This window comes from Psychrosphaera sp. (genome assembly GCF_982872775.1).
Genome location: NZ_CEYNSH010000023.1, coordinates 16,149 through 38,952, shown reverse-complemented (window position 1 = coordinate 38,952; position 22,804 = coordinate 16,149). Strand labels below are relative to the sequence as shown.

Annotated in this window: 18 protein-coding genes and 1 tRNA gene; 10 read left to right on the top strand and 9 right to left on the bottom strand. The window is 40.1% G+C overall.

Annotated elements, in window-relative coordinates:
* Positions 1 to 3 precede the first annotated feature (3 nt).
* The 6 genes from AC4E96_RS08530 to ttcA all read left to right on the top strand — a co-directional run bounded on the left by AC4E96_RS08530 (position 4) and on the right by ttcA (position 6,135).
* The gene (locus AC4E96_RS08530) at positions 4 to 2,460 is read left to right on the top strand and encodes a heavy metal translocating P-type ATPase (RefSeq protein ID WP_490255511.1); all 2,457 of its coding nucleotides are present in this window, start codon (positions 4 to 6) and stop codon (positions 2,458 to 2,460) included.
* A gap of 15 nt (positions 2,461 to 2,475) precedes the next feature.
* Positions 2,476 to 2,682 carry a cbb3-type cytochrome oxidase assembly protein CcoS gene (gene ccoS / locus AC4E96_RS08525; RefSeq protein ID WP_488032318.1) on the top strand — a complete coding sequence of 69 codons (207 nt, stop codon included), beginning with the start codon at positions 2,476 to 2,478 and terminating at the stop codon, positions 2,680 to 2,682.
* Entirely contained in the window at positions 2,679 to 3,347 is a 669-nt protein-coding gene (locus AC4E96_RS08520) for a sulfite exporter TauE/SafE family protein (protein WP_488032317.1), read from the top strand. Before ccoS ends, AC4E96_RS08520 begins: the two co-directional genes overlap by 4 nt.
* 1 nt (position 3,348) lies before the next feature.
* On the top strand, positions 3,349 to 4,074 hold the full coding sequence (gene fnr / locus AC4E96_RS08515; RefSeq protein ID WP_490255510.1) for a fumarate/nitrate reduction transcriptional regulator Fnr: 726 nt from the start codon (positions 3,349 to 3,351) through the stop codon (positions 4,072 to 4,074).
* Positions 4,075 to 4,223: 149 nt separating this feature from the next.
* The gene (gene uspE / locus AC4E96_RS08510) at positions 4,224 to 5,153 is read left to right on the top strand and encodes a universal stress protein UspE (protein WP_490255509.1); all 930 of its coding nucleotides are present in this window, start codon (positions 4,224 to 4,226) and stop codon (positions 5,151 to 5,153) included.
* 73 nt (positions 5,154 to 5,226) lie between these two features.
* Positions 5,227 to 6,135 carry a tRNA 2-thiocytidine(32) synthetase TtcA gene (gene ttcA / locus AC4E96_RS08505; RefSeq protein WP_490255508.1) on the top strand — a complete coding sequence of 303 codons (909 nt, stop codon included), beginning with the start codon at positions 5,227 to 5,229 and terminating at the stop codon, positions 6,133 to 6,135.
* Positions 6,136 to 6,277: 142 nt separating this feature from the next.
* On the opposite strand, the gene glnS is transcribed toward ttcA, so the two are convergent.
* The gene (glnS, locus tag AC4E96_RS08500; RefSeq protein ID WP_488032313.1) at positions 6,278 to 7,948 is read right to left on the bottom strand and encodes a glutamine--tRNA ligase; all 1,671 of its coding nucleotides are present in this window, start codon (positions 7,946 to 7,948) and stop codon (positions 6,278 to 6,280) included.
* A gap of 348 nt (positions 7,949 to 8,296) precedes the next feature.
* On the opposite strand from glnS, the gene AC4E96_RS08495 reads away from it, so the two are divergent.
* Complete coding sequence (locus AC4E96_RS08495; RefSeq protein ID WP_488032312.1) at positions 8,297 to 9,070, top strand: DUF2884 family protein; 774 nt, start codon at positions 8,297 to 8,299, stop codon at positions 9,068 to 9,070.
* 94 nt (positions 9,071 to 9,164) lie between these two features.
* Here the strand turns inward: AC4E96_RS08495 and AC4E96_RS08490 are convergent, their stop codons facing one another.
* Genes AC4E96_RS08490 through AC4E96_RS08480 form a run of 3 tightly spaced genes read right to left on the bottom strand, consistent with a single transcriptional unit; the run spans position 9,165 to position 13,651 of the window.
* The gene (locus tag AC4E96_RS08490; protein WP_490255507.1) at positions 9,165 to 9,842 is read right to left on the bottom strand and encodes a LysE family translocator; all 678 of its coding nucleotides are present in this window, start codon (positions 9,840 to 9,842) and stop codon (positions 9,165 to 9,167) included.
* 53 nt (positions 9,843 to 9,895) lie between these two features.
* The gene (ydiJ, locus tag AC4E96_RS08485) at positions 9,896 to 12,994 is read right to left on the bottom strand and encodes a D-2-hydroxyglutarate dehydrogenase YdiJ (protein WP_490255506.1); all 3,099 of its coding nucleotides are present in this window, start codon (positions 12,992 to 12,994) and stop codon (positions 9,896 to 9,898) included.
* 51 nt (positions 12,995 to 13,045) lie between these two features.
* Positions 13,046 to 13,651, bottom strand: coding sequence for a VC2046/SO_2500 family protein (locus AC4E96_RS08480; RefSeq protein WP_488032309.1), 606 nt, complete (start codon positions 13,649 to 13,651; stop codon positions 13,046 to 13,048).
* A gap of 103 nt (positions 13,652 to 13,754) precedes the next feature.
* Between AC4E96_RS08480 and AC4E96_RS08475 the strand changes: the two genes are divergently transcribed.
* From AC4E96_RS08475 to AC4E96_RS08465, 3 genes are all read left to right on the top strand, one after another.
* A tRNA-Tyr gene (locus AC4E96_RS08475) sits at positions 13,755 to 13,839 on the top strand.
* A 107-nt stretch (positions 13,840 to 13,946) separates the two neighbouring features.
* Entirely contained in the window at positions 13,947 to 15,050 is a 1,104-nt protein-coding gene (locus AC4E96_RS08470; RefSeq protein WP_490255505.1) for a porin, read from the top strand.
* 12 nt (positions 15,051 to 15,062) lie between these two features.
* A complete protein-coding gene (locus AC4E96_RS08465; protein WP_488032333.1) occupies positions 15,063 to 15,470 on the top strand; it encodes a type 2 periplasmic-binding domain-containing protein in 408 nt (135 codons plus the stop codon).
* Positions 15,471 to 15,556: 86 nt separating this feature from the next.
* Here the strand turns inward: AC4E96_RS08465 and AC4E96_RS08460 are convergent, their stop codons facing one another.
* From AC4E96_RS08460 to AC4E96_RS08440, 5 genes are all read right to left on the bottom strand, one after another.
* Positions 15,557 to 17,179 carry a dihydrolipoyllysine-residue acetyltransferase gene (locus AC4E96_RS08460; RefSeq protein ID WP_490255504.1) on the bottom strand — a complete coding sequence of 541 codons (1,623 nt, stop codon included), beginning with the start codon at positions 17,177 to 17,179 and terminating at the stop codon, positions 15,557 to 15,559.
* A gap of 17 nt (positions 17,180 to 17,196) precedes the next feature.
* Positions 17,197 to 18,174: an alpha-ketoacid dehydrogenase subunit beta gene (locus tag AC4E96_RS08455; RefSeq protein ID WP_488032306.1), complete on the bottom strand. Its 978-nt coding sequence runs from the start codon at positions 18,172 to 18,174 to the stop codon at positions 17,197 to 17,199.
* Positions 18,174 to 19,385, bottom strand: coding sequence for a thiamine pyrophosphate-dependent dehydrogenase E1 component subunit alpha (locus tag AC4E96_RS08450; protein WP_488032305.1), 1,212 nt, complete (start codon positions 19,383 to 19,385; stop codon positions 18,174 to 18,176). Before AC4E96_RS08450 ends, AC4E96_RS08455 begins: the two co-directional genes overlap by 1 nt.
* Positions 19,386 to 19,673: 288 nt before the next feature.
* Positions 19,674 to 20,708 carry a succinylglutamate desuccinylase gene (gene astE / locus AC4E96_RS08445; protein WP_490255503.1) on the bottom strand — a complete coding sequence of 345 codons (1,035 nt, stop codon included), beginning with the start codon at positions 20,706 to 20,708 and terminating at the stop codon, positions 19,674 to 19,676.
* 110 nt (positions 20,709 to 20,818) lie between these two features.
* The coding region (locus AC4E96_RS08440; protein WP_490255502.1) for a glycogen/starch/alpha-glucan phosphorylase at positions 20,819 to 22,804 on the bottom strand (1,986 nt) is incomplete at its 5' end.

The window sequence follows — 22,804 nt, the reverse complement described above, 5'->3', positions numbered from 1 at the left end:
TAAATGAGTAGTTGCTTTCACTGCGGAACAGAGATTTTTGCTAACTCACCTGAAATTTTGGCCAAAACCCCAGAAGGAAACGAAAAAGTTTGTTGTCTGGGGTGCAAAGCCGTTACAGAACATATATTTGATAATGGATTAGGAAACTACTACGAGTTTCGTTCTGAGTTACCTAGTCGCCCCGACGAAAGTATTGAAGCTCAGTCAGACTTTATACTTTATGACCAAACCCACTATATCCAGCTAATAGCGGATACTCTATCTGCAAAAGACAATACCTATCGAATGACGCTTTTAATCGACAACATACATTGCGCTGCGTGTGCATGGTTAATTGAAAAGTCAGTTGAGGACTTGGGTGGATTAATTCGAATAAGTGTCAATACGATTAATCAACGTGGCACGATTGAATGGAACCAGGACAAAACCTCCCTTTCAACTATTTTTACGCGTCTGCGCAGTATTGGTTATCCAGCGACACCGTTTAAAGTTTCAGACACAGAAACAAAGCTCAAAGAGAAAGAAAAAGAATACGTCAAGCGCCTTGGAGTCGCGGGCTTGTTTACTATGCAAGTCATGATGATTGCTGTTGCTATGTATTTTGGCGCATTTAGTAACATGGAACCTCATCAAATAGGTTATTTTAAATGGGTAAGTTTAGCGCTTTCGATCCCAGTTATATTTTATTCTGCTATTCCATTTTTGACAGGCGCAATCACGTCATTAAAAGCCAAAAAACTGAATATGGATGTCCCTGTAAGTGTCGCTATATTTGGTGCATTTTCGGCTAGCTTTTATCAATTGGTTACGACCGAGTTGACCGCGCCAAAGGGAGAAGTGTTTTTTGAAAGCATCTCCATGTTTACCTTCTTGTTATTAATTGGTAAATATCTTGAGTTTAGAGCCAAGAGCAAAGCCATTCTTTCAAATGTTAATCTAACATCGACACTTCCATTAACAGCTGTACGGCTAAACAAGACGAATCAGTCTCAGAGTAGCCAAGAACAAGTCCTTTTAAACGACCTAAAGACTGGTGACATCGTTTTAATAAAAGCAGGCGAACATATCCCAGTAGATGGCAAAGTCGTTAGTGGTAGCTCTGAAGTATCGGAGTCATTGTTAACAGGTGAATTTGAACCCCAACCAAAAGCATTTGGTAGCTTAGTATTAGCCGGCTCTGTAAATACAGACGGCCTGCTAGAAATAGAGGTAACTGCGACAGGTAAAGACACGGCTTTAAGTAATATTAATCAAATGCAACAAGCTTTCGCGGATTTTAAGCCAAAGTACAGTGTATTGGCAGACAAGGTGGCCCATTGGTTTGTGTTTGCACAATTGGTCATGTCAGTTATTACTTATACAACTTGGTATTTTGTTTCGCCAGATGATGCGTTGTGGATTTCATTAGCCGTCTTAGTTGCTACTTGCCCTTGTGCTCTTAGTTTGGCAACTCCTACCGCTTATACCTGTGCACTTTCTACGTTGAGTAAGAACGGTATATTGATAAAGAGCTCGGAGGCGTTTGATCGAATCAATGCAATAGATACCGTTGCATTTGATAAAACGGGTACTCTGACTAACGGTCAGTTCGTCATTGAAAACGCGATATGGCATCAAAATCATTTAAACGCACTAAAAATAGATGACAATTTAGCCACGCAAATAATTCTAGAACTAGAAAAAAACAGCGAACACCCTATTTCCAAAGCATTCTTAAGCATGGAAGTAACCCCTAGCAATGACTCCCCATCGGTTAAAGATAATTTGCATAATGTGGAAGTAAACGTAGGTCAAGGTATTTCAGGAACCTATCAGCACGACGGTACTGAAGTAAATATCAAGGTTGGTAATGCTCGATATATTGAAACCGTCAACACAGGTGCCAATGTTTATGTTTCTTTTAATGGTATGCTTGTCGCCGAGTTTTGGCTTGTAGATGCGGTAAAATCTGACGCTATCAATGCATTAAGTCACCTCCGTGACAAGGGTTTACAACTAACGATGTTAACGGGTGACAAAAGCGATAATGTTGAAGTTACTGCTAAGGCACTTGAGATTACAAGTGTTCTCTCTGGTTGCACACCTTATGATAAAGCCAATTATATTAAAGAGAGTCAAACCAAAGGCAAACAAGTCATGATGTTTGGTGACGGAATAAATGATGCGCCGGTATTTGCAGCGTCAGACGTGAGTGTTGCAATGGGGAGCGGGGCCGACATTACGAAACAATCAGCGGACATTATTATTGTAAAAGATAAATTAGCGACTATAGGCACCCTGTTTGACTACGCTGAACAAACCCAAAAAATTATAAAACAAAACTTATTATGGTCTTTGTGTTACAACATCACTATATTACCGATAGCGATGCTGGGATTAGTTCCACCTTATATTGCGGTCATTGGTATGTCGGCTAGTTCTATTATTGTAGTTTCAAACTCATTGCGATTACTTCGTTAAGGCGCGTTACACTGTATGAGTATTATTTATTATTTGATACCCATTGCCATTATTTTCCTGATAATAGGCGTATTTGCATTCTTTTGGGCGACTAAGTCTGAACAGTTTGATGATCTAGAAAAACAAGGTTTATCGATACTTATGGATGACGAACCAAAGGTACAGAACAAGCCTGCCGAGAACATCGACGATCAACCACAAGAAACCAGAGTTAACAAGTGACCTTAGTTTCTACTGCATTTTTGATGGGCCTATTTGGCCTGATCCATTGCGTTACTATGTGTGGTTCTCTGTCTATGGCACTTGGTTTTTCCATTCCAAGAGAACGGTCATTTCTACTCTATTCTAGTTTAATCAGTATTGGTCGTGTATCAGGCTATGTGACGTTAGGTGTGTTGGCGAATATGATGAGTCAAGGTATCGTTGTGGCTACTAATGGGAGTGTGCTCTATTTATCCGTATTGGCTAGTCTGTTAATGATTGGAATAGGCTTACATGTTGCCAATTTATCTAACCGTGTTTTGATGATCGAACATATCGGTAAGTGGTTTGAAAGGGTTTTAGCACCAGTGAAAAAGTCTATACTGCCTATCGACTCTTGGTATAAATGCTTACTTTATGGTGTATTTTGGGGCTTCTTACCCTGTGGTTTAGTGTATACCGCATTATCATTAGCCATATTAGCCCCTTCAACGTTGGTTGCTGGGATGACAATGGCTGCTTTTGGGGTTGCAACGCTTCCAGCGCTTATTGGCTTAACTGCCTTCAACACAAAACTTTCTCATTATTTGCAAAAAACTGGAATTAGGCTCCTATTTGGGCTTATTATCGTAGCTATGGCGCTTTATAGCCTGTCTAATTCTATATTCAAAATTATCGGGACATAATATGACTACCGTAAGGAATACTGCTTCTTGCAAAGGTTTTTCAATTAGTTGCACTAACTGTAACCTTAGTGAACTTTGCCTGCCTTTCTCTTTAGGTAACGATGATTTAGACAAATTAGATAACATGATTGAGCGTAAAAAGCCTTACCAGAAAGGACAACGCTTAGTGGAGGCAGGCCAAAACCTCCGTTCTCTTTACGCAGTGCGTTCAGGTAGTTTTAAATCATTTCTCATTGACCAAGAAGGTATTCAACAAATAACAGGTTTTCACTTACCTGGTGATATCATTGGTTTTGACGGAATCGCAACGAATCAACATATTTCTTATTCTGAAGCACTTGAAACAAGTATGGTGTGTGAAATCCCTTTTGATACGATTGATAACCTATCAGTTTCAATGCCAGCTTTGCGTCATCAAGTACAACGCCTAATGAGCAATGAAATTTCCAATGATCAAGCTATGTTTATGCTGCTTAATAAAAAAACAGCGGAACAAAGGGTATGTACATTTTTAGTATCATTATCAACTCGGTTTGCTGAGCGTAATCTTTCTCCAGAAAACTTCAGGTTAACAATGACCCGTGCAGATTTAGGCAACTATTTAGGGTTAACAGTTGAAACCGTGAGCCGTATTTTCAGTAAACTACAAAAACAAGATATTTTATTTCTTAATGGTAAGTTTGTAGAAATACGAGACTTTAACGGTTTGCAAGCGTTAATGAAATAAGTATAAAAACTTGATTTAGTTCAAATAAGTTACGAATTCTTTTTGATAGTCTAGACTTAACGTTAAAAATGTACGTTGACGAAAAGAAGGTTTAAACACGTAAACCTTAGGGGCAAGATGGTCAGAGTAATCAAAAGGAAAGAAATGTCATGAAAGAACTCAACAAGTTATTGGTTGTTATCGATCCAACCGAAGACAATCAAAAAGCGTTCGCACGAGCATTAGAGTTAGCTCAAAAACACCCTTGTGAAATCACCCTATTTCTTTCCATTTACGACTTTTCATATGAAATGACGACGATGTTGTCTTTGGACGAGCGTGATGCGATGAAACAAGCCGTAGTTTCAGATCGCTCTGCATGGCTGGAAGAAATGATCAATGAAAGCCAATTAAATCAAGAGAATGTCGGCTTTAAAGTCGTTTGGCATAACAGGCCTTATGAAAGCATCATTAGGGAGGTGCTCTCAAACAAATACGATATTGTCATTAAGGCAACTCATCAACACGACTCCTTAAAATCTGTGATATTTACTCCAACGGATTGGCACTTATTAAGAAAATGTCCAGTCCCAGTTTTGCTCGTAAAAGAACATGCATGGCCTGAACATGGTCAAGTCTTGGCTGCTGTCTCAACAGGCACTGATGATGAAGAGCACAAACAGTTAAATAACGAAATCGTAGGCACTGCTGATTTCATGGCTAAATTGCTCAATTCTACGGTTCATCTAGTGAACGCTTATCCACCTACGCCAGTTAATATTGCCGTTGAAATCCCAGAGTTCGATCCAAATGAATACAACGCATCAATGTGTGCACACCATGAAAAAAGTATGGCTCAGTTGGCAGATGGTTCTGGTGTAAGACAACACAACTGCCATGTTTTAGAGGGTTTACCAGAAGATGTTATCCCGCGTTTAGCAAAAGAGCTGGACGCAGAATTAATCGTTATTGGAACAGTTGGGCGACAGGGTTTAAGTGCTGCGTTGATTGGTAATACTGCCGAGCATGTTATCGACAATGTAGAGTGTGATTTACTCGCCGTTAAACCAAATAATTTTGAATGCCCGATCAAAATTTAGTCACATTAACGGATTTTAGTTTTAAACTGTTGCTGACAAGATTATAATGCGCCCCTGATTTTTGAGGGTATTTATGACAAGTTCAGCAGCAAAAGAACAGTACAACTTTAACAAGTTACAAAAGCGAATTCGTAGACAAGTAGGACAAGCTATTGCCGACTTTAATATGATTGAAGATGGTGATCGCATCATGGTCTGCTTATCCGGCGGAAAAGACAGCTATACGATGTTAGACATTTTAATGAGCCTACAAAAATCGGCGCCGGTTAAATTTGAGCTAATTGCTGTTAATCTCGACCAAAAGCAACCTGGTTTTCCTGATCATATTCTTCCTGCTTATCTAAAAGAGCTCGGTGTCGAATACAAGATCGTTACTGAAGACACCTATTCCATCGTTAAAGACAAAATTCCGGAAGGCAAAACGACATGCTCTCTATGCTCACGTCTACGCCGTGGGATTTTATATAGGACTGCAAAAGAACTAGGCGCAACGAAAATTGCACTTGGTCATCATCGTGATGACATCCTAGAAACGTTATTTTTAAATATGTTCCACGGTGGTAAATTAAAATCAATGCCACCTAAACTAAAAAGTGATAACAACGAACACGTTATTATCCGACCGCTTGCATACGCCAAAGAAAAAGACATTGTGAAGTTTAGTGAAGCAAAGGCGTTTCCTATTATTCCTTGTAACCTATGTGGCTCTCAAGAAAACTTGCAGAGAAAGCAAATTAAACAGATGCTTAATGACTGGGATAAGTCTTATCCAGGCCGAATCGAAAGTATGTTTAATGCTGTTAAAAACGTTGTACCGAGTCATTTAGCCGACAATGAATTATTCGACTTTAAGAGCCTTTCACAAGAAACCGAGGAAGGTGATGTAGCGTTTGATGCACCGGAAATCACTCCGTTCGTTAGTGAGGAAGATTCGAGTGCAGTTCAACAAGATAACTCAGTGCAAGTTATTCAATTAAATTGATGATAACTAACACTCTAAATAGCACTATTTAATAACGAGAAACATTGAATCTCTTAATAAAAAAAGACCGAACTGAATAAACAGTCGGTCTTTTTGTTTATAGGTTTGAGGCGGGCTACTAAGTCCACCAAAAAACTCGTTTTTATTTCTTTTCTTCTTTAGCCCAAGAGTCTCTTAAACCCACTGTTTTATTGAAGATTAGCTGCCCTTCTTCGTTCTTTGAACCGTCAAAACAGTAATAACCAAGACGTTCAAATTGATAACCTTGTTGTGGTGCTGCGTCAACCAAACTTGGCTCAATCACACCTTGGCGAATGACCAAAGATTCAGGGTTTAAAACTTCAGTGAAGTCTTCTGCTGCCGCTGGATTTGGTACTGTAAATAAGCGGTCATAATCGCGTATTTCTGCTGGTACGCCGTGTGAAGCAGAAACCCAATGTATGACGCCTTTTGCCTTTCTACCATCAGCTGGTAACTTACCAAGCGTCGTTGGATCATACTCACAATAAACCGTCGTGACATTGCCGGCTTCATCTGCGTCAAAGCGAACCGCCTTAACAAAATAAGCATTGCGTAAACGTACTTCTTTTTCTAATACCAAACGCTTATATTTCTTATTAGCACTTTCACGGAAGTCTTCTCTTTCAATGAAGATTTCTTTAGTGAAAGGTACCTTTCGAGTGCCCATTTCTTCTTTGTTTGGGTGATTAGGAGCATCTAACCATTCTACGTGATCGTCTGGCAGGTTTTCGATTACCAATTTAATTGGATCCATTACCGCCATTGCTCGAGGTGCATTCTCATTCAAGTCTTCACGAACACAAGCTTCTAGCATGCCCATTTCAACAGTATTATCTACTTTTGTTACACCAATACGCTTACAGAATTCGCGAATTGACGCTGGTGTATAACCTCGACGACGTAAACCAGCAATAGTAGGCATACGTGGGTCATCCCAACCGCTGACATGATTTTGTACGACCAAGTCATTTAATTTACGCTTAGACATCATTGTGTATTCGAGGTTTAAACGAGAAAACTCATATTGATGCGGGCGTGATTCAATAGAAATATTGTCCAAAACCCAATCGTATAAACGTCTGTTGTCTTGGAATTCTAAAGTACAAAGTGAATGGGTAATATTTTCAATGGCATCCGAAATACAGTGAGTAAAGTCGTACATTGGATAAATACACCATTTATCACCTGTCTGATGATGGTGTGCAAAGCGAACTCGATAGATAACAGGGTCACGCATACACATAAAGCTTGACGTCATGTCAATCTTGGCGCGTAAACAACACTCACCTTCTTTATATTTACCAGCGCGCATATCTTCAAAATGCTTTAGGTTTTCTTCAGGTGTTGTGTCACGGTAAGGACTGTTTTGGCCAGGTGCTTTCAGCGTACCGCGCATCTCGCGAATTTGCTCTTGGCTAGAAAAGTCTACGTAGGCCAAACCTTTGTTAATAAGCTCTACCGCATATTCAAAAAGTTGGTCAAAGTAGTTGGACGAATAACAAATGTCGCCGTCCCAGTTAAAGCCCAACCAGTTTACGTCTTCTTTGATAGCGTGTACGTAATCAATATTCTCTTTTTCTGGGTTGGTATCATCGAAACGTAGATTACACAGGCCATTATAATCTTGAGCGATACCGAAGTTTAAAACGATAGACTTGGCATGACCTATATGTAAAAAACCATTCGGTTCTGGTGGAAAACGCGTATGAGTTGTCGCGTATTTGCCTGAAGCTAAATCTGCATCAATGATATTTCTGATGAAATTGGATGGGCGATTTTCTGTTTCCGCCATTTATTTATCCTTTTTGAAAATGTAAACCCGAACAAGATTTACTTAACTGTTTCTGTCATTTAATGGTCCGAAGTATATCACTAGCTATATGATTTGCGCTAAGAAAATTAGATTGTTTGTACAGTAATCCGCCACTGTATAAAGCCCACTAAATAGTGGTCAAATAAACGACTTTTTGACGATCTTTCTAAATAACAAATTCGCCCTGAAATAAAAGCTCAATAAAAACAGTAACATATAGTTGGTATATTACTTGATTACATATAAACCAAAAGTCAGATTAATTAACTGCAATGTCTCTATTAAAAACATGTGAGTTAATTCAAGTTGAATATAAAGGAAACTAAAATGAATAATAAAATATTAATTGGTTTAAGTGCGTTAACTTTGATGCTTTCTTCACCTTTGGCTTTGTCACACGACAGTGGATTTGAAAATAACAGCTGTAATATCGAGTTAAATAATGATGTTACGATTACCCCAGACCACATTCTAATTCGTTCTGGAAACGAAACCATTTACGATATTTATAAAGACAATATGGTCTTTTATAAAGGTGAGCGCGTGTCACTCTCAGCGGAACAAGAAGCGTTGATTTCTGATTATGCATATAGCACTCGTAGTTTAGTGCCTAAAATCAACGATATTGTTGTCGGTTCGATTCAGGTTGCCAGCGATGCCCTATCAAAAACATTTACAGAATTGGGAGTCGATAACGATATTGAAGCTAAGTTTTCTGAATTGCAGTATACATTACAACAAGAATACAGCCGTGCAGACGGAACCTACCATTTTTCTTCAAATGATCTTGATGTAGATTTTGCCAACAAGCAAATTGACCAAGCCGTTGAAGATATAATGGAAGAGTTAGTACCTAGCTTGGTTGGAAACGTCTTACAACTCGTTGGAAAGGCAATGACTGAAGGAGAAGGCAGCCTCGAGCATTTAGATGGACTTGATGAGCGAATTGAAGCCCAAATCGAAGAACAAGCAGAGTTACTGGAAGAAAAGGTTGAATATCTCTGTGATGAAGTTGAAAGGCTAAACGATATTGAAGATCAAATTGCTGACACGTCATCAAAATTTAATCAGTTTGATACAGTGATTTACAATACTAAATAAAAACTAAGAGTATATTTTTATATGTTAATAGGAAGAGCAATTCGCTCTTCCTTTTTTATGAGAAAAACCTGTTACTCACAGCCTAAACCATTGTTTAACTTAAAAAGAATTGACTTACTATGATATGGAGAGCCAGAGCGATCAACACCCATCCCATCACCCTATCAAATAGGTATCCTTTTTTTAAAAAAACATTCCTGACTTTTTGTTGAGTTAACATCAACGATAAAAAGCTAAACCAAACCGCAGTAGCCATAGCTAAATAAACGCCATATACGCCCTTAACGACCATTGGTGTCTCTGCAGATATGACGACGGTAAAAAGTGATAGAAAGAATAATGTCGCCTTTGGGTTTAGGCCATTAGTCATAAATCCAATGATAAACGCTTTTCTCATTGATAACTGATCTGAATTAGAGTGTTTAACACCAGTGTGTGGTTTTTCTTTTATTTCAGGCGATTCTAACGCATCGGATGCTGGTGAACGGACTGCGCCCCACCCGAGGTAAATCAGAAACGTAGCTGCGATGATAATCAACACATCATAAAGCCACGGCGTACTATTAATTATTAGCCCTATCCCCGCCAATGCGTACGCCACGTGAATCAAAATTGCACTGCCCACACCCACACTTGTAATTAAAGCTGTTTGTCTGCCGTATTTGATAGAGTGCTTTAATACAACGGCAAAGTCTGGTCCCGGACTTGCCACAGCAATTAAATGCGCTAAAGCAATGGTTAAAAATTCAACGTAATAATGTTGTAATTCCATTTAAAAATGGTCCTTTCTTTTTAAAAGTTGCAGTTCATTGGGATGAAGCGCGTTTAATCTATTTTCGCCAGCCTTCCATCAGATATCAATTGAGCTAGCAATTGGACTGGGTGCAGAATTGGTTTTCCTGAAAAGCGCTTGGCTTGGCAACGACAGCTAAAACCCGTTGCGAGCGGCTGATTTCCATTATTTTCAATAGCCTCTAATGCTGGCTTCCAACTCATATCAAAGAGCTCTTTAGAGGCAACTTGATTATCTTTTTCGTGGCCAAAAGTCCCTGCCATACCACAGCAACCACTTGCTTGTGGTGACGCACTCAGTCCTAGAGTGTTAAAAATCGTCGGCCAGTGCTGAGGGCTTTCGTTTAACAGCGATTTTTCTGTACAGTGAGTGAGTACGTTGAATGAACCGTTAGTACCTTTTTCAGAAAGTTTTAGGCCCCCCTCAATCACCGGGAAGGTTTGTTTCACTAACCATTCACTGAGCAATTCGATATTGAATTGAACGGTGTTGTTTCCTAACGCTTTTGGATATTCGTCTCTATAAGCCAATGTCATGGATGCATCTAACCCAACAATTGGGTGGCCAAGGGTTGCTATCCGATTATAAAACTTGGAGGCTCTGGTAGCGGTTTCTTTAAACTTAGTTAAAAAGCCTTTTACGTGTTGCGGTTTGCCGTTAGCAACAAATGGTAAAAGGATTGGCTTAAAGCCAAGGAAGTCTAATACCTGCACCGTGTCGACAACTAAATCAGACTCAAAACTACTGGTAAATGCGTCTTGGGCTATGAACACGACATTAGGTGTTTGTTTTAGTACTTCGTCTTGCTTTTCATGATAAATAAACTCAGAAGGCAAACGCTGTTCGGGTGTTTTGGTCAATTGAGGTGCATCAATGTAACCAACCCACTTTTCAGTTATAAATCTAGATATAGGGTTGCTCATTAATATATTTGAAATACCACTGAATTTGCTTAGAAATGGCATTAAGGTTTCAACATTTGCAACCATGTGATCACTAAATTTTCTAAAATATCTCAAATAGTAAGCTTGTAAAAATTCACTTCTAAATGTTGGAACATCCACTTTCACAGGGCAAGCTGAGGTACAAGCTTTACATGCTAAACAAGCATCCATACTCTCTTTGACTTCATCATTAAAATCATAAACCCCAGCTTTAGAACGCAATGTCGATACGAGTTTGAATGGTGTACGCAATAGTTGCATAAACCAATGAGAAGAAAATGCGTTTGCACTAACGTTTACATTATCGCCTTGTAAACGCAGCCATTCTCGCATCAACGTTGCTCTACCTTTAGGCGACATTCTACGATCCGCTGACTGTTTGTATGATGGGCACATGACACTATCAGCGTCATAATTGAAACAAAGGCCATTGCCATTACAATTGATGGTGTTCGCAAATACCTCTCTATTTTGAATTGGTATTTGTTTATCAAAATTTGCGCGCTTTACAGCGTCTACGCTTACGATTGAATCCGTAGACTCAAGAGGGGTACATATTTTGCCAGGGTTTAATCTATTGTTTGGGTCGAAAACAGACTTAATTTTTCGAATTTCTTTAAATAGCTTTTCACCAAAGAACTCAGGGCCATACTCACTACGAAAGCCTTTCCCGTGTTCGCCCCACATCAACCCTTTGTACTTTGCGGTTAGCTTTACGACTTGGTCCGAAATTTTACGCAATAAGACTTCCTGGTTTGGATCCATTAAATCCAGTGCAGGCCGAACGTGCAATACACCAGCGTCAACATGGCCAAACATACCATAATCAAGTTGGTGACTGTCTAATAAGGCTCTAAATTCGGCAATAAAGTCGGCTAAATGCTCAGGTGGTACTGCGGTATCCTCTGCAAAGGCAATAGGCTTTTTATTTCCTTCAACGTTGCCTAATAGTCCGACCGACTTTTTCCGCATCGCATATACTTTTTGCATTTCCTGCAATGAGGTTGTCAGCTTATAGCCGATAACCCCCGCTTGGTTTGTCGAAATTAATTCATCTAAACGACGGCACAATGCATCCACTTTTTGATTTTGGGCAGTCTCATCTTCGTCGTTGAACTCGACTATGTTTAGTCCCTCGATACCTACTTCAGTAGACTGGTGGACCATATTTTTAACATCGTTCCAAACCACGTCAGCTTTAGCCAACCCCAAGACTTTACTATCAATTGTCTCTACCGATGTTGCATTCGCTTCCACCAAAAACGGAGAGTTCCTAAGCGCAGAATCAAAACTATCGTAGCTGATGTTTAACATCGTTTTGAACTTAGGTATGGGGGTTACATTTAACTTTGCTTCTGTGATGAACGCCAACGTACCCTCTGACCCAGTTAACAAGCGTCCGATATCAAACGTTTCTAATTTATCATCAAATACGTTTTCCAAATCATAACCAGTTAGAAAACGATTTAGCCGCGGGAATGTACTTAGAATATCCTGACGGTTATTCTCACAGGTGTCGATGGCTTGTTTATATAGATTGGAGACTGGGTTTTCGGAGTGACCAATTACCTTTGCATCCGACAATGGTAATCGTTTTGTTTCTAGCAAATCACCCGAAATTAACACAGCTGTAAGGCCTAATACATGGTCGCTGGTTTTGCCATAAACTAATGAGCCTTGACCAGAAGCGTCGGTATTAATCATGCCACCGATGGTCGCTCTATTTGATGTAGATAAATCGGGTGCAAAAAAATACCCAAAAGGCCTCAAGAAGTCATTTAGCTGGTCTTTTATCACACCTGATTGAACTCTCACCCAGCCTTCTTGCTCGTTAAATTCAAGAATCTCACGCATGTACCGTGACATATCGACGATAATATGATCGGTTAGCGCTTGGCCGTTTGTGCCTGTTCCACCTCCTTTGGGAGTGAATTTTAATCCTTGGTATCTCTTATCATTCGCTAATTCAGTGATGGCCAGTAAATCGTCGGTTGACTTTGGGAACAAAATTGCTTGAGGAACAGCTTGATATACGCTGTTATCTGTTGATTGAGAAAGTCTCGAAGAGTACGCGGTATCAACCTCACCGCTAAACGGTATGCTCGAATGATTTGGTGTGGACAACTCTCGACAAAAATCTAAAACGGTGGCATCGACGACGTGTTGCTTCGAAATTCTTTTGATCATAAACAGCGATACTTAATTAGCGAAATTATTAAGTACTGATTATAACCAGTTCTAGCTCACTAAGTCTAAACTTCTTGCTTGTGAAAGTGTTTTAAACCAAGCGTCTACATCCATACTATTAGGTCTCAAAACATCGTGTATATTTGCTTTAGGTGCATCATTATTCACTTCTGTTTCACTGGGTTGTTTGTTACTTTTACGGTTATAAAAGTCCTTGTTTTTGACTCGCGTATTGTAGTCCGTATTAGCAAAAACCATTTGGTCACTGACACTATTTCCTATCACTAACCCTTCCTGATTCATCATTAAATCAAGTTGCACGTCTTTAAAGCATTTCGCTTGCACTCGTTCGTTTTGACTAAGAGAGCGTTTATGGTCAGGTTCTTGATAGATTTTTTTAGGTGAAACCTCAAAATTTTTGTAAAGATCAGAATCGTTTATGTTTGAGGGTGTTTGGATTTGATGAAACTCATCGAAATCGGTAGCATCTTCGCTCACCATTGCAAGCAACAAGTCAAACTGACACTTATTAGACGTACGCGCTGACTCGGCTATTTCATTGTAAAAAGCGCTCTCACGAATAACATGGTTATTCATTCCTGGCTCTTTGTAATGCTCATCATTAATTGAGTTTGATTGGTTAATATGTGAACTCATTCTACTGCTTCGATGCTTATTTAGTCACTTAATCGGCAAACCGTTCAAAAACTTTAATAATTTGTTTACATCCCTAATTCATTTGATATTATGCGCATCGTTCGGAGGGGTTCCCGAGTGGCCAAAGGGATCAGACTGTAAATCTGACGGCTCTGCCTTCGGTGGTTCGAATCCACCTCCCTCCACCAGTATTAAAGAGAAAGCACATCAAATGATGTGCTTTTTTTTTGCCAAAAAATTGCGAAAACTAATTTTACGTATATACCTTATTGATACACAACAAGGGTAATGTACGATGAAAAAACTAAAATTAGCTGTTACAACTCTACTTTTATGTTCGCCATTGGTATCCGCTGATGTAAATTTTACAGGTTTTGCTAGCATAACGGCCGGTAAAGTACTCAGCGGCGATGGTGTTCCTCAATACGATGTTCCGCCTACTTTTTTAGCTGACTATCCCATTGTGTCCGCTTATGGTGAAGAATGGTCCTTTCGACAAGAAAGTTTATTTGGTTTACAGGTTCAGGCAGATTTGGCCGATAAGTTAACCGCTACTGCTCAAGTGGTTGCAAGGGGCGCTGATGACTTCGATGCTAGCCTTGAGTGGGCATTCTTGTCATACGAACTCAACCCAAACTGGACACTTCAAGTTGGCAAAAAGCGCCTTCCCCTATTCTACTATTCGGATTTTTATGACGTTGGATTTGCTTACACATGGATTCGACCACCTGCAGATACTTATACGTGGCAAGTTTTTAATTACAATGGGGTCAATCTTTTATATCAAGGCGCTTTAAACGATTGGAGTTTAGCTGCGAACTTTTACACAGGGTCAGAGAAAAGTGAAAACAACCGGCTTTTAAGCCAATTTTTCTTTTTAGAGCCAACTACTGAAGAATGGAAAGACATTTTGGGAGCCGTATTAAACTTAAGTAATGAGTGGCTTGAAATACGTGGCACCGCGATGACCTATACAAATGAACGTACACGTTCAGGTGTTCCAACTACATGGGGTGGCAAGACTGAAAGGGACGGAACATTTTTAGGTTTAGCGCTGAATATGACGTTTGGTCAAGCTTTTGTTCTGACCGAGTTGAACCAGTTAGAGCTGGATGATGACGGACAACTTGACTCTTTGATGGTCAGTGTTGGTTACAACTTTGATGGTTTCACGCCCTTTTTAGCATATTCAGAGCTTGACCAAACCGGAAACTTTTTAGATGGCTCAGTAATCGCTGATGGAGAAGATCACAATACTACCTCTGTAGGTTTTAGGTATGATTTTCACCCTTCTGCCGCATTTAAACTACAATATGATGATGTAAAAGATAATTCTTTTGATTATGCCGTAGCTGGTGACAGCAAGTCGCTTTCTTCAAGTATAGATTTAGTTTTTTAGGAGAAACTGATGATTAAAAAAATATGTTTAGCTTCAATAATTGCATTTAGTAGTGCTAGCTTTGCAGATGTTGCGGTCATTGTGCACCCCTCTAATGATTCTGCATTAGATGCAAAATCAGTTGCGAGGATATTTACTGGTAAAATGAAGTCATTTCCGAATGGCAATCAAATCATTCCAGTAAACCTAGCCGCTGGCAATGATGTAACCAAGGAATTTAATTCCAAAGCACTAAATCGAAGTGAAAGCCAATTAAAGGCTTATTGGTCAAAACTCGTATTTACCGGTAAAGGGACCCCACCACAAGAGGTACCGAATGCTGATGAGGCTATTAAGTTAGTCGCCTCTAATCCCAATACCATTAGCTTTGTTGATGCAAGTAAAGTCTCTGGTGATGTTAAAGTCGTACTTAAATTATAAATAGACACCATGTAGTGTACATAAATAAAAACCCCCAATTTGTTTCAAGTTGGGGGTTTTATATTTTTAATGATTGGCTAATGGGTTCACGACATCGCCATTAACATCGTACTTGGATCTTCTAAGTAGCGAGTCCAAAGATTATTGAATCTAGCTATCGTGCCACCATCAATGATTCTATGATCACCAGACCAACTCACCGTCATAATCTGACGGGCTTCGACGTCACCATTCTCATTAAATCTAGGTAATGTTTGCATCTTGCCTAACGCGACAATAGCAACTTCTGGTTTATTAATTATAGGTGTCGCTGTTGTACCACCAAGCGCACCAATATTAGAAATTGAAATTGTACCGCCTTTTAATTGCTCAGGCGATAATCGACCGGCTCTCGCCTGAGAGGTTAATTCACCAACTTTAACAGCAATATCTTTGATACTAAGTGATTGACACCCTTTAATATTTGGTACCAACAAACCAACCTTAGAGTCGACAGCCATACCAATATTATGGTCATTGAAGTACGTCAATTCAGTACAGTCTTTGTTTGGCTGTGAGTTCATAATTGGAAACTCTTTGATCGCTAACGACAATGCTTTCATGAAAAACGGCATCATTGTCAGTTTAATGTCCTGTTTCTCATACTCTGGCTTTAACTTCTTACGAAGCTTAACCAATTCTGTCAGATCAATTTCATCTGAGTAAGTGAAATGTGGAATCGTTGATACAGACTCTTGCATCGCTTTAGCCATAGCCGCCTTAACGCCTTTGATAGGCTCTACTCGGTTAGCCTCTGACAGAGAAGTCGTTGCTGCCTGCGCCGAGGATTCCGTAGAAGTAGTCTGTTCAGGCCTTTGTTTGCCATTTAGGAAGTCTTGTAAATCTTCCTTATAAACACGTCCGTTTTTACCAGAGCCTTTTACTTGGCGAATATCAATATTCATTTCACGTGCTCGACGACGTACAGCTGGAGAAGCGACCGCTTTTTTATTGACGTACGTCGTACTGTCAGCCGATGCTGCATTGTTCTTAGTTAAAGTGTCATTAGGTTGAGACTTCACCGATGGCGCAGCTGGTTTTGTTGAATCTGACCCAGCATTGTTCGTTGGTGCTTCGCCCCCCGACGTTGTTATTGCAAACAGCGGTTGATGTACGATGGCGACTTCACCTTTCTGATAATACAGTTTGCTAATAATACCGTCACTTTTGGCTGGAATTTCTACCATCGCTTTATCAGTCATTACTTCACAAATAGGTTGGTCTTCTTTTACTTCATCACCTTCTGAAACTAACCATTCAACGACTTCACACTCAACAATTCCCTCGCCAATATCAGGCAATAGGAAGTCTTCTACTTGGCCGTTCGAACTAGACTGCTGTGTTTCAACAGTTGGCGTTGCCGATACTTTGTTTGACGTTTGCTCGGTAGCTTGATCGGCAATGCGTTCCGCGTTGTTCGGCACTGAATTCCCATCCTCATTAACTGCAAACAAAGGCTGACCTACAATCGCTATCTCGCCTTTTTGATAGTAAAGCTTGCTGACTACCCCGTCTGCTTTTGCAGGGATTTCTACCATTGCTTTGTCAGTCATCACTTCACAAATTGGTTGGTCTTCTTTAATGACGTCGCCTTCAGCTACTAACCACTCAACTACTTCACATTCAACAATACCTTCACCAATATCAGGTAAAATAAAATCTACACTCATTTTTAACTCCAACCTGATTAGTAATCTATCGAACGTTTAATGGCTTCATACACTTTTAGGTGATCGGCCATATATTCTTTTTCGTGTGCAAGCGGATAAGGCGTATCCAAACCACAAACACGCTCAATAGGAGACTCAAGGTGTAAGAAACACTCTTGCTGTACCGTCGCCGCTATCTCTGATGCAAAACCACCAGTTAGTGGCGCTTCTTGTGATACAACGAGTCGTCCCGTTTTTAATACTGATTGGGTAACTGTTTCTACATCCCAAGGAAGTACCGTTCTCAAATCGATAACTTCACAAGAGATACCGTCTTTTTCTGCCATTTCTGCGGCTTTTTCTAGCATCTCTACCTGAGCACCCCAAGCTAACAAGGTTACGTCATTACCTTGTTTAACGACTTCTGCCTTACCTAATTCGATACTGTACTTCTCTTCTGGAACATCACCAACTGAGGCGCGATATAAACGCTTAGGCTCGAAAAAGATTACTGGGTCGTTACTTTCTAAACTCGCTGCCAACAAGCCTTTTGCTTGATAGGCGTTTCGTGGAAACACTAGTTTAAGACCCGGTGTATGAGCAAAATATGCTTCTGGTGATTGCGAATGATATAAACCACCGTGAATACCGCCTCCGTAAGGCGTTCTTATGACAAGGTTACCAACATTAAATTCGTTACCTGAGCGGAAACGGAATTTTGCTGTTTCATTTACGATTTGGTCGAACGCTGGAAAAATATAATCAGCAAATTGAATCTCTGCTATTGCAAGCGTGCCTTGCGCTGCCAAACCATTTGCGAAACCAAGAATACCTTGCTCAACTAAAGGCGTATTAAATACACGATCTTTACCAAACTTTTCCTGAAGACCACTTGTTGCACGGAAAACACCGCCAAATGCACCAACGTCCTCTCCAAAAACACATGCATTTTCATGTTCTTCCATTGCGATTGTAAGTGCAGAGTTAATTGCCTGCAGCATATTCATCTTTGCCATTACTTCGTCTCCCCTAAACGACCAGATGTTGCTGGATAAGACTCTGGATACTTTTGGATATGTTGTTTTAGTTGTTCATATTGTTTTTGTAAGTGCGCCGGAACCGTTTCGTAAACATCGGTAACGATTTCTTCTAAAGCAGGCTTGGATACTTTCTCAGCCACTTTTAATGCATTAAGCACTTGAGCCTTAATTTCTTCTTTCGCTTTTTCGTCTTCCGCTTCGTCTAACCAGCCTTGTTTTAGCATATACTTTTTAAAGCGTTCTATTGGACAATTTGCTCTGAAAGTTTCTTCTTCTTCTTTTTCACGATATCCCGTTGGATCATCTGAGCTAGAGTGCGCAGCTAAACGGTATGCAATCGACTCGATAAGAACAGGTTCATTATTCTCAACTGCATATTCTCGAGCCATTTTTACGGCTTCATAGACTGCTAACGCATCCACACCATCAACACGAATTGTTTTCATGCCATAGCCGACACCACGCACCGCAATACCGTCACCTTTGAATTGCTCATGGGCCGGCGTCGAGATCGCATATCCGTTGTTTCTTGCAAAGAACAAAACCGGTGCTTTATGGACCGCGGCCATATTTAAGCCAGCATGGAAATCACCTTCAGATGCAGCACCTTCACCAAAGTAACAAATAGTTGTTGCTTTGTTGCCTTTAAGCTTTTGACCATATGCATAACCTGCGGCTTGTGGGATCTGCGTACCTAAAGGAGAAGATATCGTAGAGTAGTTCAGCTCTTTTGAGCCGTAATGAATAGGCATCTGACGGCCTTTACCAAAGTCCTTCTCATTAGAAAAGTTTTGATGCATGAACTGTTCTAACGTGAAACCACGGTACGCTAATGCGGCTTGTTCACGATATTGTGCAAAGATCATGTCTTGATCTTCAAGTGCAGCTGCAGAACCAGTAACGGCCGCTTCTTCACCAAGACACTGCATATAGAAACTGATTCGACCCTGTCGTTGTGCCGCTAACATACGTTCATCAAACACACGTATAAAACGCATCGTTTCATATATACGAATGGCGGTTTCTTTGTCCATAGATGACTTAATTGCACCTTTATACAACTCGCCGTTTTCGTCCAACATTTTAAATGTAGGAATAGATAAAGCGTGCTCACCAACAAACGCTAATTCTAAGGTATCTTCCTTAGAAGTATTGTTTGGGTTGTCGACGTTTAATAGCTTAGCCATACTTGACTTGTCCCCTTGTTCAAAACTCTTTAAAACTGAGCTTTGCTGATTTTTTGTTATATTTTTTATGATGCAAAGGACTTTACCCGGGTCGTGTATCGGGTTCAATTTTTAGAAAATTTAGAGTAAATAGTTTAGAAATGAGAAGTGTGAAGAAAAATTGCCACTTTTGGATATTTTATAACCCGGTAAGGACAGGTAATACGTAGCTTTTAGGATAAATGAATTAGAAAACCCGATGAATGACATCGGGCTTTATTCTTTGGCCTGGCTAATAGATAGGCTAAATTAGCTTAAAGAGTCTGAAATATCTTTTGGCACAACCGTCAACAATGCACGCTGTCCATTGGCAACTTTGGCGTTCGGAAACACAATGGCTTCACCTTCAATTTCAACTTCAATTGGTGAGCCATCTTCTTTCGCCAACACTTCGCCTTTACTGAATTGAGTGAAGTTAGCGACATCATCGCTAAAACATAGCTCAAATGAGTCGTTGTGTTTAATGATTTCTCTATTTACTGTCATTATTTGATAGTTTTTGGCGTCAAACTCTTCACCATCAAACAGTTTACCCTTTAGTAATTCAACCAGGGTTTGTTTAGCAGCCGCAAATTTAGTTTGATCATTTTCACCAAACGGTCGCACTTTACCAAGTTCCACGGTGAATGCCTCAGCACCGTGTTCCTTCGAGGAATAGTAGCTGAACGTCGTCGCAGGCTTTTCCATTAATAAAAAGGTGGTAACTCCCATTGCACGCAAAATTTCGAATTGTTGTTTTTGCCAGTTTTTACCGTGCAGATATGGGTAAACAGCAAACTTTTCATGAGCTGAGTCACGAATGGCCGTATGCAAATCGTAATGCGTTCGGTGCCAGGTAGGATATAAACCAAAAAAACGAGTTACATATTGCTCTAGTTTTGCAGCGCGTTCACATTCTTTGTTCCTGTAACCATTTTCATCTGCTGAAGAATGGTGCCCACTAAACAAGCGATTCATGTTTTCTTCGACAAAACGCTTGCCGATGTTAATTGACGCTGGGTTACCAAATATAAACAGCACAGGCTGAGTAATTGCTGTTTTGCTGTGAAGTATTTCCTGGATGATGTCATTACAGATTTCGATGGGTGCCGTCTCGTTACCATGTACCGCACAAGAAAAAATATAACAACGTTTTGTATCAGTAGGCGCTTTTGGCTCGATATGCATCACGCCTGTGTCCCAAACAGAAATATTGTAATCGGAATGTTCAACTTCGAATGGCTCTAAATGCCACTCATTATCACGTGTTACCGAAAGAAAATCTGTTTTGAATAAATCTTGCATAACGCTCCTGCCTACAACTTTGATAAAACATTTAAAACTAAATATACAAATTTCGGTAGATAGTAACAAAAAAGCCCAGCAAATGCCGGGCTTTATCATAGATTAGATTCTTACTGTGCTTTGTAAGACTTTAACTTCCAGATTCTATCAACATAATCTTGGATAGAACGGTCAGAGTTAAACTTACCCATGTACGCTGTGTTTAAGATTGCGCTGCGTGCCCAACCTTTCGCGTCTTTGTATTTCGCATCAATTTGTTCTTGTGCTTTTGAGTACGACTCAAAGTCAGCTAAACAAAGATACGGGTCACCACCGTCTAACAAGCTATGCTTAATAGAAGCGAGTTCGCCTGGTTTGCCTGGCGTGAAGTAATCAGTTTCAAACCAGTCTAATACTGCTTTGATCTCTGGATTTGCGTAATAATAATCCCAAGGACTATAGCCCGCTTTTTTAACCGCTTTTACTTCATCTACCGTCAGACCGAAGATAACGACATTTTCTTCGCCGACTTCTTCAGCGATTTCAATGTTTGCACCGTCTAACGTACCGATAGTGATAGCACCGTTCATTGCAAGCTTCATGTTACCAGTACCTGATGCTTCTTTACCTGCCGTAGAGATTTGTTCAGACACATCCGCCGCCGGAATCATTTTCTCAGCAAGTGAAACACGGTAGTTTGGTAAAAATACAACTTTCAGTTTGCCTTTAATACGCTCGTCATTGTTTACCTTTTCAGCAACTTTGTTGATCGCATAAATGATGTCTTTTGCCAATGCATAACCTGGCGCTGCTTTCGCTCCAAATACGAATACTCGTGGGTGCATGTCGTAATCTGGATTTTGTAATAAGCGACGGTATAACGCCATGATGTGCAATAAGTTAAGGTGCTGACGCTTATACTCGTGTAAACGCTTAATTTGAATGTCAAAAATTGCAGTTGGATCGACATCAATATCAGTTAACTCTTTAATGACTTTTGTTAACTCAACTTTATTTTCGTGTTTGATATCCATGTACGTTTTCTGGAACTTAGCGTTGTCTGCTTTTTTGTCCAGCTTACGCAGTAACTCTAGGTTTGTTGGCCACTCTGTACCTACCGTCTCGTCAATCAACTGACTTAACTTAGGGTTACAAGCTTTAATCCAACGACGTGGCGTCACACCATTGGTAACGTTCGTTAATTTGTTTGGCCATAACGCGTCAAATTCTGGGAATAAATCCGTTTTAACCAACGCAGAGTGAACTTCAGCTACACCATTTACTTTGTTCGAACCAATAACACTTAGGTTACCCATGCGTACCATACGCTCATGACCTTCTTCGATGATAGAAAGCTTAGCTTTAATATCGTCATTGCCTGGCCACTTAGCTTCAACTTCTTCTTCAAGGAAGCGACGGTTGATTTCGTAAATGATCTCTAAGTGACGTGGCAACACTTTTTCGAATAGTCTAACTGACCACTTTTCTAACGCTTCTGGAAGTAAAGTGTGGTTCGTATATGAGAAGGTTTCACGACTAATTGTCCAAGCGGTATCCCAATCGATGTTATGTTCGTCAACTAAGATACGCATTAACTCTGGAATCGCGATAGCTGGGTGAGTATCGTTCAATTGAACGGCTACTTGAGCACTGAATTTGCTCCAATCATCTTTGTGAACACGTTGGTAACGACGGATGATGTCTTTTAATGAACACGCGCTAAAGAAGTATTGCTGAATTAAACGTAGCTCTTTACCAGCATCGGTTTCATCATTTGGATAAAGAACTTTTGAAATTGTTTCTGCTTCTACGTTCTCACGGTGAGAATCGTGGTAACCACCGGCGTTAAATACGTCCCAGTTAAAGAAATCAGATGCACGAGATTCCCATAAACGTAATACGTTTACGTTTGTGCCTTCATAACCGACAACCGGCACGTCCCATGGAACACCTTTAATGACACGACTTGGGTGCCATTGCTTAACAATGTGGCCTTTTTCATCAAACTTAGTTTCTACATAACCGTAAAGTGGAATTTCTTGTACGCTTTCTGGACGGCAAATTTCAAAAGGATTGCCGTATTCACGCCAGCTATCTGGGCGCTCAATCTGACGACC

Excerpts from the sequence above, each read along its gene's own strand:
- AC4E96_RS08455 (WP_488032306.1), bottom strand. The coding sequence starts at position 18,174 with ATGGCAAAGATGAATATGCTGCAGGCAATTAACTCTGCACTTACAATC.
- astE (WP_490255503.1), bottom strand. The coding sequence starts at position 20,708 with ATGCAAGATTTATTCAAAACAGATTTTCTTTCGGTAACACGTGATAAT.
- AC4E96_RS08480 (WP_488032309.1), bottom strand. The coding sequence starts at position 13,651 with ATGAGTTCACATATTAACCAATCAAACTCAATTAATGATGAGCATTAC.
- AC4E96_RS08470 (WP_490255505.1), top strand. The coding sequence starts at position 13,947 with ATGAAAAAACTAAAATTAGCTGTTACAACTCTACTTTTATGTTCGCCA.
- ccoS (WP_488032318.1), top strand. The coding sequence starts at position 2,476 with ATGAGTATTATTTATTATTTGATACCCATTGCCATTATTTTCCTGATA.
- ttcA (WP_490255508.1), top strand. The coding sequence starts at position 5,227 with ATGACAAGTTCAGCAGCAAAAGAACAGTACAACTTTAACAAGTTACAA.
- AC4E96_RS08490 (WP_490255507.1), bottom strand. The coding sequence starts at position 9,842 with ATGGAATTACAACATTATTACGTTGAATTTTTAACCATTGCTTTAGCG.
- glnS (WP_488032313.1), bottom strand. The coding sequence starts at position 7,948 with ATGGCGGAAACAGAAAATCGCCCATCCAATTTCATCAGAAATATCATT.
- AC4E96_RS08495 (WP_488032312.1), top strand. The coding sequence starts at position 8,297 with ATGAATAATAAAATATTAATTGGTTTAAGTGCGTTAACTTTGATGCTT.
- AC4E96_RS08450 (WP_488032305.1), bottom strand. The coding sequence starts at position 19,385 with ATGGCTAAGCTATTAAACGTCGACAACCCAAACAATACTTCTAAGGAA.
- AC4E96_RS08530 (WP_490255511.1), top strand. The coding sequence starts at position 4 with ATGAGTAGTTGCTTTCACTGCGGAACAGAGATTTTTGCTAACTCACCT.
- fnr (WP_490255510.1), top strand. The coding sequence starts at position 3,349 with ATGACTACCGTAAGGAATACTGCTTCTTGCAAAGGTTTTTCAATTAGT.
- uspE (WP_490255509.1), top strand. The coding sequence starts at position 4,224 with ATGAAAGAACTCAACAAGTTATTGGTTGTTATCGATCCAACCGAAGAC.
- ydiJ (WP_490255506.1), bottom strand. The coding sequence starts at position 12,994 with ATGATCAAAAGAATTTCGAAGCAACACGTCGTCGATGCCACCGTTTTA.
- AC4E96_RS08460 (WP_490255504.1), bottom strand. The coding sequence starts at position 17,179 with ATGAGTGTAGATTTTATTTTACCTGATATTGGTGAAGGTATTGTTGAA.